This window comes from Paenibacillus sp. MAHUQ-63 (assembly GCF_028765165.1).
Classification (GTDB): Bacteria; Bacillota; Bacilli; order Paenibacillales; family NBRC-103111; genus Paenibacillus_E.
In genome coordinates this window covers 1,087,346-1,104,422 of the sequence record NZ_JARADB010000001.1, presented here as the reverse complement: position 1 = coordinate 1,104,422, position 17,077 = coordinate 1,087,346, and the positions used below count along the sequence as shown (strand labels likewise).

The 17,077-nt window shown below is 51.7% G+C and carries 13 protein-coding genes and 1 riboswitch; of the genes, 8 read left to right on the top strand and 5 right to left on the bottom strand.

Annotation, left to right across the window (positions count from 1 at the left end; genetic code table 11):
- Positions 1-30: 30 nt before the first annotated feature.
- A complete protein-coding gene (locus PUT07_RS04880) occupies positions 31-1,737 on the bottom strand; it encodes a hypothetical protein (RefSeq protein WP_274466671.1) in 1,707 nt (568 codons plus the stop codon).
- 254 nt (positions 1,738-1,991) lie between these two features.
- Here PUT07_RS04880 and PUT07_RS04875 point away from each other — a divergent pair, with 254 nt between their 5' ends.
- The 3 genes from PUT07_RS04875 (at position 1,992) to PUT07_RS04865 (ending at position 8,868) form a co-directional block, all read left to right on the top strand.
- On the top strand, positions 1,992-2,522 hold the full coding sequence (locus PUT07_RS04875) for a GbsR/MarR family transcriptional regulator (protein WP_274466670.1): 531 nt from the start codon (positions 1,992-1,994) through the stop codon (positions 2,520-2,522).
- 276 nt (positions 2,523-2,798) lie between these two features.
- Complete coding sequence (locus PUT07_RS04870) at positions 2,799-7,457, top strand: cadherin-like beta sandwich domain-containing protein (RefSeq protein ID WP_274466668.1); 4,659 nt, start codon at positions 2,799-2,801, stop codon at positions 7,455-7,457.
- 157 nt (positions 7,458-7,614) lie between these two features.
- Positions 7,615-8,868, top strand: a complete 1,254-nt coding sequence (locus tag PUT07_RS04865; protein WP_274466667.1) for a sensor histidine kinase — start codon at positions 7,615-7,617, stop codon at positions 8,866-8,868.
- Here the strand turns inward: PUT07_RS04865 and queF are convergent.
- Positions 8,865-9,362 (bottom strand): preQ(1) synthase, encoded by a 498-nt coding sequence (queF, locus tag PUT07_RS04860; RefSeq protein ID WP_274466666.1) that lies wholly within the window; start codon positions 9,360-9,362, stop codon positions 8,865-8,867. The two genes, PUT07_RS04865 and queF, sit on opposite strands and share 4 nt — an antisense overlap.
- An 11-nt stretch (positions 9,363-9,373) precedes the next feature.
- Positions 9,374-9,417, bottom strand: a riboswitch (PreQ1 riboswitch).
- A gap of 137 nt (positions 9,418-9,554) precedes the next feature.
- Here queF and PUT07_RS04855 point away from each other — a divergent pair.
- Together PUT07_RS04855 and PUT07_RS04850 are read left to right on the top strand one after the other, a co-directional pair.
- On the top strand, positions 9,555-10,529 hold the full coding sequence (locus tag PUT07_RS04855; RefSeq protein ID WP_274467466.1) for a thymidylate synthase: 975 nt from the start codon (positions 9,555-9,557) through the stop codon (positions 10,527-10,529).
- 39 nt (positions 10,530-10,568) lie between these two features.
- Positions 10,569-11,054, top strand: coding sequence for a dihydrofolate reductase (locus PUT07_RS04850; protein ID WP_274466665.1), 486 nt, complete (start codon positions 10,569-10,571; stop codon positions 11,052-11,054).
- A 48-nt stretch (positions 11,055-11,102) separates the two neighbouring features.
- Here the strand turns inward: PUT07_RS04850 and PUT07_RS04845 are convergent, their stop codons facing one another.
- The 3 genes from PUT07_RS04845 to PUT07_RS04835 all read right to left on the bottom strand — a co-directional run bounded on the left by PUT07_RS04845 (position 11,103) and on the right by PUT07_RS04835 (position 13,316).
- Positions 11,103-11,729, bottom strand: a complete 627-nt coding sequence (locus PUT07_RS04845) for a YcnI family copper-binding membrane protein (protein WP_274466664.1) — start codon at positions 11,727-11,729, stop codon at positions 11,103-11,105.
- Positions 11,730-11,823: 94 nt separating this feature from the next.
- On the bottom strand, positions 11,824-12,486 hold the full coding sequence (locus PUT07_RS04840; protein ID WP_274467465.1) for a response regulator: 663 nt from the start codon (positions 12,484-12,486) through the stop codon (positions 11,824-11,826).
- A gap of 5 nt (positions 12,487-12,491) precedes the next feature.
- Positions 12,492-13,316, bottom strand: coding sequence for a sensor histidine kinase (locus PUT07_RS04835; RefSeq protein WP_274466663.1), 825 nt, complete (start codon positions 13,314-13,316; stop codon positions 12,492-12,494).
- Between the two features lie 173 nt (positions 13,317-13,489).
- Between PUT07_RS04835 and PUT07_RS04830 the strand changes: the two genes are divergently transcribed.
- From PUT07_RS04830 to phnE, 3 genes are all read left to right on the top strand, one after another.
- On the top strand, positions 13,490-14,515 hold the full coding sequence (locus tag PUT07_RS04830) for a HoxN/HupN/NixA family nickel/cobalt transporter (protein ID WP_274466662.1): 1,026 nt from the start codon (positions 13,490-13,492) through the stop codon (positions 14,513-14,515).
- A gap of 172 nt (positions 14,516-14,687) precedes the next feature.
- Positions 14,688-15,461: a phosphonate ABC transporter ATP-binding protein gene (phnC, locus tag PUT07_RS04825; protein ID WP_274466661.1), complete on the top strand. Its 774-nt coding sequence runs from the start codon at positions 14,688-14,690 to the stop codon at positions 15,459-15,461.
- A complete protein-coding gene (phnE, locus tag PUT07_RS35550; protein ID WP_379239614.1) occupies positions 15,458-17,032 on the top strand; it encodes a phosphonate ABC transporter, permease protein PhnE in 1,575 nt (524 codons plus the stop codon). The genes phnC and phnE overlap by 4 nt, the downstream gene beginning before the upstream one ends.
- Positions 17,033-17,077: the final 45 nt, after the last annotated feature.

The following is a 17,077-nucleotide window of genomic DNA, read 5'->3' as shown; positions in this document are numbered from 1 at the left end:
TTTCGGGGAAGGCCGTTTTTCATTTAGCGATTAGCCTTGGCTTGGTGCATAGCCAGGCGTGTTAAGAATATCGGCAAGCTTGGCAGCTCCTTCGGAGTAATATTTATCTGCCTCTTCTTGCGTGGCGCGATCCAGAGCGACTTGGAAGTCGAGCTCTTGTCGAAGCACATTCAAAACTTTCTCTTTCAACTCGCCTGGATCCAAGCTTGTGGCGGAAGCAACAAGCGTTTTGCCTTGGCGAAGGTCCGCAAGCACATCTTTCTCTTCCTTCTTGCCGAAGACGGCGGTGTCGTTGATCACGTGGTTAATGCGGTTGGTGATCACCTGCTCCAGATCGGCTTTGGCTTGACTCGCGGAGGCTGGTTGGTAGCCAGGTGTGTTAATGATATCCGCAATCTTCGCAGCCCCTTCAGAGTAATACTTGTTGGCCTCTTCTTGCGTTGCGCGATGCAGCGATACTTGGAAATCCAGCTCTTGTCTAAGCACGTTCAAGATTTTCTCTTTCAGTTCCCCAGAGTCCAATTTAGCGGCGGAAGCGACCAGTGTTTTGCCTTGACGAAGGTCTTCACGAACATCGCTTTCTTCTTTGCTGCTGAAAACAGCCGTATCATTGATGGCACGATCAATGCGGTTTTGAACGATTTTTTGCAGATCGGCTTGAACGGCCGTACTCGATGCCGGTGTAAATCCTGGCGTATTGATAGCGTCGGCGATTTTGGCGGAAGCTTCCGAATAGGCTTTATTCGCATCTTCTTGGGTTGCACGGCCCATCGCCACTTCGAAATCGAGGTCTTGGCGAGTCACGTTGGAGATTTTCTCCTTCAATTCACCTGGATCCAGGCTTGTAGCGGAAGCGACAAGCGTTTTGCCTTGGCGCAAATCTTCCCATACGTCGCTCTCCTCTTTTTTGGCGAAGAAAGCAGTATCGGTAACGATGCGGCTCAAGCGGTTGGCAATGAGCTTGCTTAAATCAGCGGCCTGCGCTTTCACACTTTCAGGATTATAACCGGGCGTATTAATCATATCGGTAAGCTTGCCGGCGCCCAAAGCGTAATACCGGTCAGCGTCGGCTTGCACGGCGCCTTTGGTAGAAACTTCAAATTGGAGGTCCTGTTTAAGCAGGGATAATAGATCCTCTTTCAGCTCGCCTGAATCCAAAGATGCTGCGGATTGAACTAGAGTTTTCCCTTGACGAAGATCTTCCATCACGTCAGTTTGCTCTTTTCCTGCATAGCTGGCCGTGTCACGAACCACGTTATCCAAACGGTTCAACACGAGGTGGGCCAAGATGGCATTATTGCCGGCAGACGGCAATTGGTTGCCTTTGGTTTCCAGAGCGGAGCCTAGCTGCTCAGCGAGAACCGCTTCACTGGTTTGAATTTCGTTAGCCGTAATGAAACCGTAGCTCTGTGCTTTATGTAAATCAAAGTTGATGATCGGGGTCAAGTCAGTGAGCAGCTCCGCGCTGCTAACGCCGGTTGCTTCCGTCAGCGTGCTGCCGGCGGAGAGAGCGTCTCTAATATCGTCTTCATCTTGACCTGTCGCTTCAGCGGCATTTTTGGCCAGAATGGATAAATGATAGTTAATAATTTGACTTGCAAAAGAATCGGCTTGAAGGACAGCCTGGGAAGCGACCGCTTCGTCAGCATGAGCTTTGCCGGCAGAGAGAGCGGAGCCGGAGAACAAGATGGCAGCGGCGAGTGTACCTGTGGTTAAAATTTTAAACGGTTTTTTCATGAAGAACATCTCCTTTGGAAAATAAAAAAGTAAACTAATTAAATATAATTAGTTATTATCGTTAACAACATTGTTAATGATCATAATATAAAACGCGGCAACCGCCATGTCAATTCAGAAACCCGAAATGTTGCACAATGTTCACATTATCGAAAAATGTCAATACTTTGTCATAAAAAGTTGACTGATAATTTATTTTTCACTATGATAATCATTGTCACCTAAATTATGTCGCAATGAGGGGAGAGTACGAGATGGAACAAGATGAACTGACTTTCTCTGAGTGGAAGCAAAATATTAGTGATTTTTTATCTTTGAATTATGAAAAAAAGGGATTCAGTCCCTTAGTCGGCAAAATTTTTGCGCAGCTGCTGTTTGCCACAGGACCTCTCAGTTTGCAGGATATTGTCGAACAGCTGGGTGTAACCAAAGCCGCTGTAAGCGTTCAAATACGCCATATGGAACGAGTGGGCATGTGCAGGAAGATGCCGTCCACCAATGACCGCAGGGATTATTATTACATGTCTGAGAGTTATAGTGTGAATCATATCCGCCGAATTGTTCAGGATTTGGAATTGTTTCATATATGGGCAGAGAAAACGATGAAAGATATTTCATCGATTGAGACTTGCAGTGAGGCTCAGCAAGAATCTCTCGAATATTTCGAGCAAAGGTTTTCATTGCTGGCTGCCATGTACGATATGCTGCATCCGATGATCAAGGATGTCGAGAAGAAGTGGGAACAGATCGTTCTGAACCGTAAGAAAGCCAAAGAAAAAGAATAGTTAATGCCCGGCGTAACCGATTTCATGGAGGCGGCGGGCTTTTTTTATGAAAAGAGGATTCAATACGCCAATTTTCCAATAATATCCCTCCTTCACCTAAACAAATGACAATGAAATGTGGGAAAAAGGGAGTAGTATGGTGAAATCGCAGTATATTGTATGCGCTTACATACATATGGGCAGCGTTCCTATTCACATAGGCCGTCGCTCATGTATCAGTCAATCGTCCCTGTATACGGTACTTGCGAGAGTAAACTGAATAAGGAGCATTGCGGCATGAATCATTTCTTTTTGCGACAAAGGCTAGCTGTGTTGTTAATGGTTTCGATGGTCTTATCTCTCCTGGTCCTTCCTGCCCCGGGCAGGGCTGCGGATGTGGAGGTGGATGTGGCTGCGCTGCCGACAAGCGCCGATGCGGCTATAGTGATGGATAACGCGAAGCCGGAAGTGGCCAATACCAATTATGACAGCAGAACGAATCTGTCCAGTTCGACGCAGGGGCTATTCAGTCTTTCGACCAGCAGCTCCAAGAAGACCGAAGTCTACTTCAAATTTGACGTATCTTCCGTTACGGACGCAACTTACAAATTCTACTTGCAAGTCTCTGCCAAAAAAGGCAGCAGTGACATCGATACCGCCCTCCAAGTATACGGGCTATCGAATAACGACTGGCAGGAATCGACCCTTACTTGGAACAATGCTCCGGTAACGGATCTGTCCTCCATGAGTCCGATAGGTCAATTCACAGTCACACAACCGAATGCCTCCAAGCCGGTTTATTACAATGTGGATGTAACGGATTATGTCAGACAGCATCTTCCGAGCCAATCGCTGTCTTTCCTCCTAGCGTCCGAATCTTCGAATCCGGTCAATATCTACGCGAAGGAGAACACATCGGCATCGAATCCGGAGCCTCAGCTGCTCGTAAGGCGCATCGTTCAGAGCGACACTACACCGCCGTCATGGGCCCCGGGATCTGCGCTTAAATCGCTCAATCTGGGCACGGACTTCGTTCAGCTGGCTTGGCCTGCAGCGACCGACGACAGTGCGGTTACGAACTATAAGCTGTATCAAAATGACGAGCTGCTAACGACGGTCACAGGGAGCACTTACTACACGGTTCAAGGACTTGCTCCCCATACGAACGTCATTTATAGCGTTTATGCAGGGGATGCCGTAGGCAACTATTCCTTAACGCCGCTGACGTATAACGTTATGACACTATCCGCGCCTGTGGCGCCTCTGCAGATCGTTGAAGTCAATGCGAGCAGCAGCGACGGCAATGTGGAAAGCAATACGCTGGACAACAACTTGTTCAGCCGCTGGTCAGCCTCTGGAGACGGTCAATACATTATGTTTGATTTAGGGCAACCGAAGACGATTGGCTATGTAGGTATTGCATTTTACAAGGGTGATTTGAGAACGACGTTGATTGATATTCAAACCTCCAATGATGCACAAAGCTGGACCAACGTATTCACCGGCAACAGCCGTCCGGGGACGGTTGATATGCAGGCTTTTGACATTCCGGATACGAATGCTCGCTTCGTGCGCATTGTCGGTCATGGCAATTCCGACGGCAGCACTTTCACGAGTTTAACCGAAGTCATGATCTACATGCCGTTTCCTTCCGGAGATACGCCGGTAGCGACCGTGCCGAACGTGACACCGACGGCGCCGCCGGGAACGGCTCCGTTCACACAGCCGGGCCTCACGAAGCCGGATGGCAGCCCGCATCCGGTACATACGCCTCATCCGGTTACGGGCGCTACGCTGAACGTACTTGATTATGGCGCGAACCCGGCTGACAACGGTCAGGATGACCGTGCGGCGATTCAGAACGCGATCGATGCTGCAGCTTCCGGAGACGAGGTCTACATCCCGAACGGTGTCTATAACCTGATGTCCTCGCCGGACGGGTTTATTAACCTTAAGCTGAAATCGGGCGTCAATTTGCGCGGGGAGAGCGAAGCGGGGACGATTCTGAAGTCGAGCATTGACGATGTGAAGAACAGCTCCGTCCTGAAATCGTCCAATCAGCATGATTTGCTGGTTTCCAACTTGACCGTTACATCGACTTGGAACCGAACGTTCTCGCTGGACCATGTGACGAACAATCCCGCAGCCGGGGGACCGGACAGCATGATCGCCATTGCCAACTATGGGGAAAATCCTTCCTATAACGTAACTATTGATCACGTAACGGTCGAGCGTTTTAGACGGATGGCCATTCGGATTGAGAACAGCCACGATGTCGTGGTTCGCCATGCCACCTTCCGCAATGCGACGGACCTAGGCGGCGGCGGCGCCGGCTACGGCACGTCGATTCAAGGAATGCCGAAGGTTGACAGGCTCGGGTTCGATAACGATACGTATTGGAACGTGGTTGAGGATTCGACGTTCGAAGGGCCGTATTTGCGCCATGGCTCGCTCATCCAGAACGTTGCGCATAATAATGTGCTCAGAAACAATCACTACAACCAAACAAAGCTGGATGCGATCGATCTTCATGGGGAACTCGAATATTTGAACGACGTATACGGCAATACGATTGAGAATATTTATACGGGCGGGGGCGTAGGCCTCGGCAACACGGGCGGTACCGCACCGAGCAACCATAGCAAAACGGGACCGAATAACTATATTCACGACAACGTAATCCGCAACTCACGCGAAGGCATCGTTGTCACGATGGGAACGCCGGATACGCGGATCGAGCGCAACATCATCGAGCAGACAACAACCGTTAATAATGGCGTTGGGATCAATATTTTGAACGGGCCCGGCACCCGCATCGTCAATAACATCATCCGTAACAATACGGCGCCCGGTTACTGGGGAATTTTGCTGGAGCACGATAACGGCGACCAGAATGCCGGCAATATCGGAGCGGGAGACCCTGCCAATGTGCTGATTTCCGGCAATACGATTACGGGGAACACCGGTGGCATTTATTTGCAAAAAGGGACGGATATTACCGTAGCGAAAAATATTTTGAGCAGTAACGGCACCGATTATTTGAAAGCCGATGGAGTTACGGCCACTGAAACTTGGCCTTCGGCAGACAATGCGTTGAGTGAATTAACCGTTAGTGCCGGGACGTTAAGCCCGCTGTTCGACCGCACTGAATCGTCCTACTCGGTTACCCTGCCCGCAGGTGTGCGGGAAATTCAAATAATCCCGACAGCTTCAAGCGCTGAAGCAACCGTAACCGTAAACGGAACTGCGGTGGACAGCGGAACCGCATCTTCGGCCATCCGACTGAACGTCGGGGCTAACGTCATCGGCATTGTAGTTACCGCAGAAAATCAAACGGCCAAGACGTACCAGCTCACCGTTACGAGATTGAAATCGGACAATACGAATTTGAGCGGACTAACAACGAACGCAGGGACACTAAGTCCTGTATTTAGTGCTGATAATACGGAATACGAGCTATCGGTCTCAAATGCGATAAAAGAGATTAGTCTTACACCGACTGCGGCGGATAGCGAAGCAACCGTAACCGTAAACGGAACTGCGGTGGACAGCGGAACCGCATCTTCGGCCATCCGACTGAACGTCGGGGCTAACGTCATCGGCGTTGTAGTTACCGCAGAAAATCAAACGACCAAGACGTACCAGCTCACCGTTACGAGACTCGCAGAGGAGTTTGACAACGACGACGATGACGACAACGACGCGCCGGTCAATCAAGGACCGTCAGGAGCGGTGGCTCCAAGCCCCGCTGCTCAGTTAAAAACGGAGGTGATGGAGAAGGACGGCAAGACCGTCGTTACCTCCAAGGTGGACGAAGTGACACTGGACGCCATCCTGAGAACGCAAGGAGAAGGCCCTCTGACACTCGCGGTCGGCGGTCCAAGCGGTACGGAGCAGGTACGGGTCGAATTGACGTCTTCCGTCATGCGTAAATTGGCGGATGTTCCATCCGTAACCCTGACCACTCCATTGGGCGGCGTTAAGCTCCCCGTCAAGCAGTTGAGCCTGGACCAGCTGGCGGCTCAGCTTGGAACGAAGCCGGAGAACGTACGCATCGAAGTGGTCATTACGCATCAGGATGGCGCCGCTGCGCAAGCAAAAGCGGACGGCCTTCAAGTCGTTGCATCCATCGATTTCGCGGTTCATGCTGTGGCAAGCGGTAACCAAACCGTGGAGATTGCCGGCTTCAAACGATACGTGCCGTACACAGTGAAGCCCGCGATCGCCGCGATCGCGGAGCGTAACTTGGCAGCGCTGCGAGTTGTTCAGGATGCTAATGGGACAACGAGCTATGAACCGGTGCCTTTTACAGTGATTAATGGTGAGATCACTTTCTACAGCCGCACGAACAGCACGGTGATGTTTATTGCAAACGAGATTTCTTTCAGTGATACGAGGCATCATTGGGCCCAAGACAGCATCGAACGGATGGCGAATAAATGGTTCGTTCAAGGCTTTTCCCAAGATGAATTCCGGCCTGACCAACCGGTCACGCGAGCTGAGCTAGCGGCGATGATTACCCGTGCGTTTGGATTGAAATCAGCTTCCAACAACGGGGCGTTTCGAGATACCGAAGAGACGGCTTGGTACAGTGAGGCTATTCATGCGGCCGTAGAAGCGGGAATCGCAACCGGCTATGAGGATGGAACGTTCCGGCCGGACCAGACGATTACCCGGGAGGAAATGGCGGTTATGATCGACCGCGCTTTGCAGGCGGCGGGATACAACGAGCAGCAAGAGCAGGGGCAGGCGCAGGCGCAGGCGCAGGCGCAGGCGCAGGACTATGAAGATCGTACGCTTATTCATTCCTGGGCCCAAGAGGCCGTTAAACGGCTTGGACAGCTGCAATTGATGGATGGTACAACTCCATCTACATTTGACCCGAAGAAGGAAGCTACACGCGCTCAGAGCGCCGTCCTTCTGCAGCGTCTTCTGCAAGTTTTAACATTTAAATAGCAGCTATAGCAATGATGGCAGAAAGGCTTCGACTAGAAGTCTTTTCTGCCATTTTTTATCTTTCCTAGTTTAAATCCAATGGTCAATAGAGGAATTTACCCGTTTTTGCAGAATTTACAAAGTAAATTATTCAAGAGCAGAGGGCGGGGAAAGAACTATGCTGCTGGAAAAATTGTTCCTGAACATCCTGATCGTTCTTGCACCTGTGTTGTTGCAAAGCGTGTTCGGAGAGAAATGGCGCTATGCGAAGTCGCCGGTTGTGATGGGCATGCTATATGGCATCGCCACGTCCCTCTGTTTGCTCTTTTCGTACAAAGATCTTAATCTATATTGGGATTTGCGGTACGTCCCCCTCGTCATTTCGACGATCTATTTCGGACCCGCTGCGGGATTCGTCAATTATGTGATGATGTTACTGACACGTACGTATCTCGGAGGCGACTCGGTCTGGTTCGGATATGTAAGTATGACGTTAAGCTTCCTGTTCCCGCTTATCGCTTCGAAGAAAGTAAGGCTGATGACCGGCCGTGCGAGGATTAAGGCGACGGTTGCGGTTTCATTAGGTCCTTTACTGGTTATGCTTTTCATTTTGCTATCGTATATGTTTTATGCGCATGAAGGTCATTTGGACAGCTTCGAAATGCTCACGGCATTACTTGCTTTCGGCATCATGCTTGTTCTGGGGGCGTGGCTGTCGGCTATGCTGATGGAAATTAACGTAGAACGAGCCAGGATGAAAGCGCAAATCCAAAAAGCTGAAAAAATGAAAACGTTAGGGGAGCTGGCGGCTTCTATCGCACACGAGGTTCGCAATCCGCTGACGGTGGTGAAAGGCTTCTTGCAGTTGATGCGTCCGAATGAACTAGGCAAAAACCAGCAGTACTTAACGATCGCGATGGAGGAGCTGGAGCGGGCCGAGGCTATCATTCATGATTATTTGAACTTTTCCAAGCCAAAGCCATTGAAGATGGAATCGTTCTCATCATCGGATATGCTGAACAACATTCTGATTCTGCTATCGCCTATGGCGATAAAGAATGGCGTAACGCTGACCTGCCAGCTCGACGAGCACATTTATATGCATTCGGATCGGGGACAACTGCAGCAAGCGTTGGTCAACGTCATCAAAAATGCTATCGAGGCAACGACAGCTGACGGTGAAGTGAAGGTTTGGTTAACGGGTATGACGGACGAGGTTCAATTCCGGATCAGCGATAATGGGAAAGGGATGAGCAAAGAACAGCTGTCCCGGATCGGCCATCTGTTCTATTCCACGAAGGATGTCGGGACGGGTCTGGGGACAGCTGTAACGATGCGCATTATTGATACGATGAACGGGAAAATCATATATGAAAGTGAAGAGGGCGTCGGAACGACGGTCACGATCACACTGCCCGTAAAGTCAAATTAGCGGTTGTCGATTTTCTCCGGGTACATGTCATGGTTCATTAGACGGTGCTCAGCCATCGCCTCGAATTTCGTGCCGGGCTGACCCCAGTTGCAGTAGGGATCGATCGAGATGCCGCCGCGCGGCGTGAATTTGCCCCATACCTCAATGTAACGAGGCTCCATAAGCTTGATCAAGTCGTTCATAATGATGTTGACGCAATCCTCATGGAAATCGCCATGGTTACGGAAGCTGAACAAATACAGCTTGAGGGATTTGCTCTCCACCATTTTGATATTAGGAATGTAGGAGATGTACAGCGTAGCGAAATCCGGCTGCCCGGTTACGGGACATAAGCTCGTGAATTCAGGGAAGTTGAATTTGACGAAATAGTCCCTGTTCGGATGTTTGTTATCGAAAGCCTCCAACACGGACGGATCATAGTTGAATACATATTTCGTGCCCTGATTGCCCAATAAAGTAATGTCTTTCAAATCTTCATTGCTTCTTCCTGCCATAGATGAATCCTTCTTTCATAGTTTTTTATAGAGGGAGTTTGCGAACCTCTTCTAGGAGCAAATAGTACCATATACAGGCCGAAAATGCACCATAGGAACATTTGGCATATGGCGGGGACGGGTTGGCTGTTCAGCATATTTTTCGTAAACAGGCATGGCATTGTCCGTACGGAGAAGGTAAAATAGATGGATATGTATTTAACAGGATGGAGGTTCATCAGCTTGCAAGCATTCCATGATCTCTTACAAGATATTTTGACGAATGGCATCAGAAAGGAAGACCGGACGGGAACGGGAACGATATCCGTATTCGGCCGGCAAATGCGCTTCGACTTGTCGCAAGGCTTTCCGCTGGTGACAACCAAGAGAGTGCCGTTTCGGCTCATCGCCAGCGAAATGCTCTGGTTTATTAAAGGAGATACGAATATCCGGTATCTGCTGCAGCATAATAACCACATTTGGAACGAGTGGGCGTTCAAGAGGTGGGTGGAAAGCAGCGATTATACCGGACCTGACATGAGCAACTTCGGTCTGCGCTCCCAACAGGATGAGGCGTTTAAGCTTCAATATGAGGAGCAGATGGCGACTTTCGTGCAAAAGGTGCTGGAAGACGAAGCGTTTGCGAAGCAGTACGGGGAGCTTGGAGACGTGTACGGCAAGCAATGGCGGGATTGGACGACGACGCAGGGCGGCACGATCGATCAGCTGAAGGATGTTATTCATATGATCAAAACGAACCCGGATTCCCGCCGGCTCATCGTCTCCGCTTGGAATCCGGAGGATGTGCCGAGCATGGCGCTCCCGCCATGCCACACGATGTTCCAATTCTACGTGGCGGACGGCAAGCTGTCCTGCCAGCTGTATCAGCGCAGCGCGGATACGTTCCTGGGCATTCCCTTCAACATCGCCGGGTACGCACTGCTCACGCATCTGATCGCACAGGAGTGCGGGCTCGGCGTCGGCGAATTCGTGCATACGCTCGGCGATGCGCATATTTACACCAACCATATCGAGCAGATTCATACGCTGCTCAGCCGAGAGCCGAGGGAGCTGCCCAGGCTCAAGCTGAACCAAGAGGTAGCTTCGGTCTTCGACTTTGACGTTAGCGATATTGAGCTGATCGGCTATAACCCGCATCCGACGATTAAGGCGCCGGTCGCCGTCTAGCGTATCTAGCGTACCGAGCGAGAGGAGAGACATGTTGCAATGAGCATATCATTTATTTTTGCCATGGACCGCAACCGGGCCATTGGCGTGAACAATACATTGCCTTGGCATTTGCCGGCGGACTTGAAGTTCTTCAAAGCGGTGACGATGGGGCATCCGATTCTGATGGGGCGGAAGACGTATGAGTCCATCGGCAAGCCCTTGCCAGGCCGGCGGAACATCGTCCTCACACAAAATCCCGCGTACCGGGCCGAGGGATGCGAAGTCATTCACTCGGTCAGCGAAGCGGTTCAAGCGTTCCGGGACGAAGAGCTGTTCGTGATCGGCGGCGCCGAAATTTTCCGCTTGTTTGCCTCCGAGGTGGACCGGATGTACATTACGTTCATCGAGCATGAATTCGCAGCGGACACCTATATGTCCGAACTCGATTTGTCCGATTGGACTTTGGTTTCTAGCGAGCAAGGCGAACGGAACGAGAAGAATCCGTACGAGTACTATTTCCGCATCTACCAGCGTAAACAATAAAGGCCCTGAGTTCCTCGTCGTGATGACGGAGAGCTCAAGGCCTTTTTGCTAGCTGCGTTTTCTAGTCAGCGAAACGATCAGGGACAGCGCGCCGAGCACGACGGCCGCGATGGACAGGTACAGCGGCGCCTTGGATTCGGAGCTGCCTGCGGCAGCCGGCGCAGCACCGGCAACGACATTGCCGTGGCTGTCCGTTACGGCGCCCGCTTTGGCTTTCACCGTCGTGACGGAAGCGGGCTTGTCTGATCCATCCGCGCCCACCCATTCCACGACACTGCCGTCTTTGTACGTCTGGTAAGCTTTCCAGACGATCTGGGTCGCTGTATCCGCGACTTTCCCCTGCAGATTGAATTCGCCGAATTCCGTGCTGGCCAGACCGTCGCCGGTTGCCGTCCATGTGACGCCGGTAATCTTGCCTGCGGAATCGTTGGCCAGCTCGTACTTCCAGCCGGCTTTCGGCTCGAAGCGGGAGATCGCAACGGCATCCAGCGGGAATTTCACTTCCACCTTCACCGTAGGAATATCTTTCTCCGATGGGACGCGCACGGTGAACTTCTCATAGCTGCCCTGCGTAGCTTCTTTCGGATAGACCGTAACGTGGGCGCTTGCCACTCCGGCCAGCAGCATGGAACCGATCAGCAGGATGCCGGTATGGAGCATTAATTTTTTGAACATGGTAAATTTCCCCTTTCGAATCACTCTTCTCATGTTGTCCATGTTACCTGTTCGGTAAGCGTCTGAGTATGACTCTAGTGGGCTATTTTTTCGACTAGTTTTGTCCTTTTCGTGTCAGGCCGTGTTTGATGGCGAATGCGGTAAGCTGAACGCGGTTCTCTAAGGCAAGCTTTACCAATATATTTTTCATATGGTTCTTAACGGTATGCTCGGAAATGAGCAGCTTTTCTGCAATTTGCCGGTTATTGTCTCCCTGCGCCACATAGGCGGTAATTTCCTGCTCCCGGGACGTCAGCATACTCGGGGTCGGCCCTTCGGCAGGGTTGCCCGCCGGGGCGCGAAACCGCTGGAACAGCTTGTCCGCCATCCCCCTGGCTACTTCGGAATTGTCGTCCAGCAGCGCGCGCAGGTAGGTGAGCCATTCGTCGGGATCCATGTTTTTGAGCAGATACCCCTGGGCTCCGAACTGCAGCGCCGTGAAGAGATCGGCGACGTCATCGGAGACGGTTAGCATCACGATGCGGATCCCGCCATACAGCTGCTTGATGCGCCGCGTCGCTTCGAGTCCATTCATGGGCGACATATGAATATCCATTAAGACAACGTCCGGCGCGGCTTCTCCGCACAGACGAATCGCTTCTTCACCGGAGCTGGCCTCGCCGACGATTTCGAAGTCGGCTACCTGCTGCAGCATGCTGTGTATCGCTTTCCGCGCCAGGGGATGATCGTCCACGATAAGAACGCGGTACGGTTGAATGTGTGTCATGATCCATTCCTCCCGTCCGTGGATCGCACGATCAGCGCAGTGCCGGGTTCGCTGCCGCCAGCGCCGGGGACCGCGGACTGGAACTCGAGCACTGCCCCTAATTCCTCCGCACGCTTATGCATCAGCTCAATGCCGTATTTCTTGCCTTTGGCTTCGTCATGCCGGACGCCGCGGCCGTTATCCGTAATCTCCAACCGCCAGGAACCTTGCTCAGCCGTCAGTGCCACTGCCGCTCTCGTCGCCATGGAATGCTTGCGGATGTTCGTGAAAGCTTCTTGGATAATACCGAACAGCTGCACTTCCTCCGTAGAGGAGAAGCTGCCCTCTTCGATGCTCAGCTCCTCCTGCAGCTCGATTCCGGTCACAAGCGTCCAGTCTTTGAGAAACTTATGGATGCGCTGCTCCAGACTCGTTCCTTCCTCGGGAGGGGTGCGAAGATTGAAGATCGCCTGCCGCAGCGAGTTATCAATCTCCGACACCGCCGCTTTCGCTTCCTCCAGATCGCCCTGCTTCAGCTTCACGTTCAGGAAGAACAGCGTCTGAGCCAGATCGTCGTGCAGGGCTCTGGCAAGACGTTCCCGCTCTTCATAGACGGCCCTGCGGGCTTCGCCCATCGTGAGCTGCTCATTGCTGCGTTCAATGCTCTGAAACATCCACGAAGCGAACAGATAAGACAGCAGCAGGGTGATGACGGTAATGGAGAAGTTGCCGGCTTCCATCGTCAAGTAATTCAGCAGAAATTCATGGCGAATATATTCGAAGCCGCCGATGATAATGACCGGTATAAGGATCGTAAACCATTTGAAAAGACGCAATGACATCGTGCATGTCCACTCCTAACTTGAGATTTCGATGTTTGGAACGGTTCCATTATAACAAATAAATGTTCGTTTTCTTTACAAAAATGTAAGCCGGGGACTTCTCAATGTGTGAACACGTGTGCTACATTGTTAATTAATCGTAACACGAAGATGGAGAGGCGGATGGAACAAGCATGTGGAAATCTTGGATGCAGCAGAAAAAAAGCTGGGGCGGATACGTGGGTTTTATTTTGCTCCTTCATATACTAGGGATCTTCGGGCTTTTCACCGTGGCCCAATCGTCTCCGGCTTTCTGGGGAATCGGGCTTCTCGCCTATACGCTCGGCATGCGGCATGCTTTCGACGTGGATCATATTGCCGCGATTGACAATACGGTGCGCAAGCTTGTGCAGCAGAAGAAGAACCCGCTTGGCGTCGGATTTTATTTCTCGCTCGGACACTCCTCGGTCGTCTTCCTGATGGCGATCGTTACGGCCTTCTCCGTACAGTGGGCCGAGCGGGAGCTGCCCTGGATGCAGCGCTTCGGCGGCGTCATCGGTGCGTCAGTGTCCGGGTTGTTTCTGGTGATCATCGGAATTATCAATCTGCTGATTTTGATCAACCTGTACAAAATGTTCGTGAAATTTCGCGGCGGCAAGCACAATGACGAGGAGTTCGAAGCGCTGCTGGAATCCAGGGGCTTCATTACCCGGATCATCAAGCCGCTGTTCTCCTTCATAAGCAAAAGCTGGCACGTATATCCGCTCGGCTTTCTATTCGGCTTAGGCTTCGATACCGCCAGTGAAATCGCGCTGCTGGCCATTTCCGCCCATGCGGCGAAGGAAGCCATTCCGTTCATCGGCATCATCTCGCTTCCACTGCTGTTCGCGGCAGGGATGAGCCTTTTCGACACGGCTGACGGGATGTTCATGACCAAAGCGTACAGATGGGCCTTCCATACACCGGTTCGGAAGCTGTATTATAACTTGACCGTCACCGCTTTGGCCGTTGTTGCCGCTTTAATTATCGGCGTCATCGAACTGGGCCAGGTGCTTTCGGAAGAGCTGGGAATGAAAGGATCATTCTGGGCATGGCTGCAGGAGATTGACTTCGGCGTTCTCGGCTTTATCCTGGTCGCCTTGTTCATCGCGGCCTGGATCGTCTCGATCGCCGTATGGAAATGGTTGAAGATTGAGGAACGCTGGAGCGCGAAAGCTTAATATACGACGATTGTCCTGGGTCCCGGAGCTAGCATCCGGGACCATTTTAGTACTGGTGAACATTGGAATATGAATTTTTTCTAAAGGTTATCCTATAAAGAAGGATTTTGCCGAAAAAAGTGGAATTTAATTGGTCTGATCTTTGATACCATATAAAGAAAGTAGGACTTATATGATTGAGTTTAAACATATTTCCAAGGTATATCCTAACGGAACTGTGGGTCTGAACGACATTAATTTAACGATTAAGCCTGGTGAGTTCGTAGTTATCGTGGGTCTTTCGGGTGCCGGGAAATCGACGCTGCTGCGTTCCATTAACCGCTTGCATGAAACGACGGCCGGTGAGATTCTGATCGACGGCAAATCGATAACGAAGGCGAACGGTGCCGAATTGCGCCGCATGCGGCGGGATATCGGGATGATCTTCCAGACCTTTAACCTCGTCAAGCGCTCTTCTGTGCTTCGCAACGTACTCTCCGGCCGTGTAGGCTATCACTCCACACTGCGTACTGTACTGGGTTTATTCCCTAAACACGATATCGAGCTTTCCCTGAAAGCGCTGGAAAGAGTGAACATACGGGAGAAAGCCTATTCACGCGCCGATGAATTGTCCGGTGGTCAACAACAGCGCGTATCCATCGCAAGAGCGTTGGCGCAAGAAGCCAAAATCATTTTGGCGGACGAGCCGGTAGCTTCCTTGGACCCTTTAACGACCAGACAGGTTATGGATGACCTGAAACGCATCAATACCGAGCTGGGCATTACGACGGTCGTGAACCTTCACTTTATCGATCTAGCGCGCGAGTATGCGACCCGGATTATCGGTCTTCGCGCCGGCAAAGTCGTCTATGACGGACCTGTGGCGGAAGCGACGGATGACGTATTCTCCGAAATTTATGGCCGTGCCATTAAGAAAGATGAGCTCTTGGGGGTGCAGGAGGGATGAGTGCGACGATCGTCAAAAGACCTCCTCGAACGAAATTATATCTTACAGCGATTATCATGCTGCTGTTCCTGGCCGGTAGTATCTACCAAACGGATGCAACCTTGACGAAGCTGGTGACGGGTACACCGGAAATTTTCAAATTTGTCGCGGAAATGTTCCCGCCGGACTGGGCGTTCTTCGGCGATATTTGGAAGCCGATGATGCAAACGATCCAGATGTCCATTATCGGGACAACGGTTGGCGCGCTGTTCGCGTTCCCGATGGCGCTGCTGGCAGCCCGCAACGTAACGACCAACCCATGGCTGTTCTATCCGGCAAGGCTGATCCTGAACTTGATCCGCACCATTCCGGATTTGCTGTACGCGGCACTCTTTGCCGTCCTCGTCGGCTTCGGTCCGACGGCAGGTACGCTAGCACTTATTTTCTTCACTTTCGGGATTCTGTCCAAGCTGTCCTACGAATCGACGGAAGCGATTGATCCGGGACCGCTGGAAGCGATGACCGCCGTCGGTGCGAATAAGCTGAAGCTCATCCGCTTCGGGGTCATTCCGCAAGTAGCGCCTACGTATTTGGCTCATTTCCTGTACACCTTCGAAGTGAGCATCCGTGCTTCCGCTATTCTCGGTCTCGTAGGAGCGGGCGGTATCGGCTTGCTGCTCAAAAATACGCTGGACCTGTTCCGCTACGACCAGTCCTGCGCGATCGTTATTTATACGCTGATCGTCGTTGTCATCATCGATTTGGTAAGTACCCGTTTCCGTACGTACCTGCTCAAAGGCAGCGCGAAACCGATGCCGGCTGCGCGTGCGCGTACCTTCAAAATTATCGGTTGGTTTGCCGTTGTCGCTCTGTTCATCTGGTCCTTGACCGGTCTTGAGCTTACGGGTTTCCAGCCCACGACCTGGATTTTGACGAAAGCGATGATCTCCGGTTTGTTCCATCCGGATTGGGCTTATGTCTACATCCCGGAAGGGGAAGATTTGCTTCGCTCCCTGCTTGAAACGTTATCGATCTCCTACTTGGGCAACTTCGTTTCGGCCGTCGTCTGTTTGCCGTTCGCTTTCTGGGCGGCAGCGAATATGAGCCGGATCCGGGTGGTTTCCGGGACAGGCAAGCTGTTCCTGAGCATCGTTCGGACGATTCCGGAAATCATCATGGCTTTGATCTTCATCAAAGCGGTCGGACCCAATGCTTACGCCGGCGTTATGGCGCTAGGCCTGCATTCCGTGGGGATGCTCGGCAAGCTGTATGCCGAAGCCATCGAGAATATGGATATGGGGCCTACGGAAGCGATGAATGCCGTTGGAGCGAACTTCTGGCAGCGGATGGCCTACGCCGTCGTGCCGCAGGTGATTCCCGATTTCATCTCGTATACGCTGTACCGGTTCGAGATTAACGTCCGTTCGGCAACGCTGCTTGGGATCATCGGCGCGGGCGGTATCGGTACTCCGCTTATCTTCGCGCTGAATGCCAGACAATGGCCGCGCGTTGGGATTATTCTCATCGGTATCATCGTCACCGTATCGATTATTGATTATGTCTCAGGGACGCTTCGCAAACGCATCGTATAGAAGCAACAGACGCCGCAAATGCGGCGTCTGTTTTGGTTTATCCCT

What these genes read in the sequence shown, in the direction of transcription:
- PUT07_RS04880 (WP_274466671.1), bottom strand. Translation starts at nt 1,737, where the DNA reads ATGAAAAAACCGTTTAAAATTTTAACCACAGGTACACTCGCCGCTGCC.
- PUT07_RS04875 (WP_274466670.1), top strand. Translation starts at nt 1,992, where the DNA reads ATGGAACAAGATGAACTGACTTTCTCTGAGTGGAAGCAAAATATTAGT.
- PUT07_RS04870 (WP_274466668.1), top strand. Translation starts at nt 2,799, where the DNA reads ATGAATCATTTCTTTTTGCGACAAAGGCTAGCTGTGTTGTTAATGGTT.
- PUT07_RS04865 (WP_274466667.1), top strand. Translation starts at nt 7,615, where the DNA reads ATGCTGCTGGAAAAATTGTTCCTGAACATCCTGATCGTTCTTGCACCT.
- queF (WP_274466666.1), bottom strand. Translation starts at nt 9,362, where the DNA reads ATGGCAGGAAGAAGCAATGAAGATTTGAAAGACATTACTTTATTGGGC.
- PUT07_RS04855 (WP_274467466.1), top strand. Translation starts at nt 9,555, where the DNA reads ATGTATTTAACAGGATGGAGGTTCATCAGCTTGCAAGCATTCCATGAT.
- PUT07_RS04850 (WP_274466665.1), top strand. Translation starts at nt 10,569, where the DNA reads ATGAGCATATCATTTATTTTTGCCATGGACCGCAACCGGGCCATTGGC.
- PUT07_RS04845 (WP_274466664.1), bottom strand. Translation starts at nt 11,729, where the DNA reads ATGTTCAAAAAATTAATGCTCCATACCGGCATCCTGCTGATCGGTTCC.
- PUT07_RS04835 (WP_274466663.1), bottom strand. Translation starts at nt 13,316, where the DNA reads ATGTCATTGCGTCTTTTCAAATGGTTTACGATCCTTATACCGGTCATT.
- PUT07_RS04830 (WP_274466662.1), top strand. Translation starts at nt 13,490, where the DNA reads ATGTGGAAATCTTGGATGCAGCAGAAAAAAAGCTGGGGCGGATACGTG.
- phnC (WP_274466661.1), top strand. Translation starts at nt 14,688, where the DNA reads ATGATTGAGTTTAAACATATTTCCAAGGTATATCCTAACGGAACTGTG.
- phnE (WP_379239614.1), top strand. Translation starts at nt 15,458, where the DNA reads ATGAGTGCGACGATCGTCAAAAGACCTCCTCGAACGAAATTATATCTT.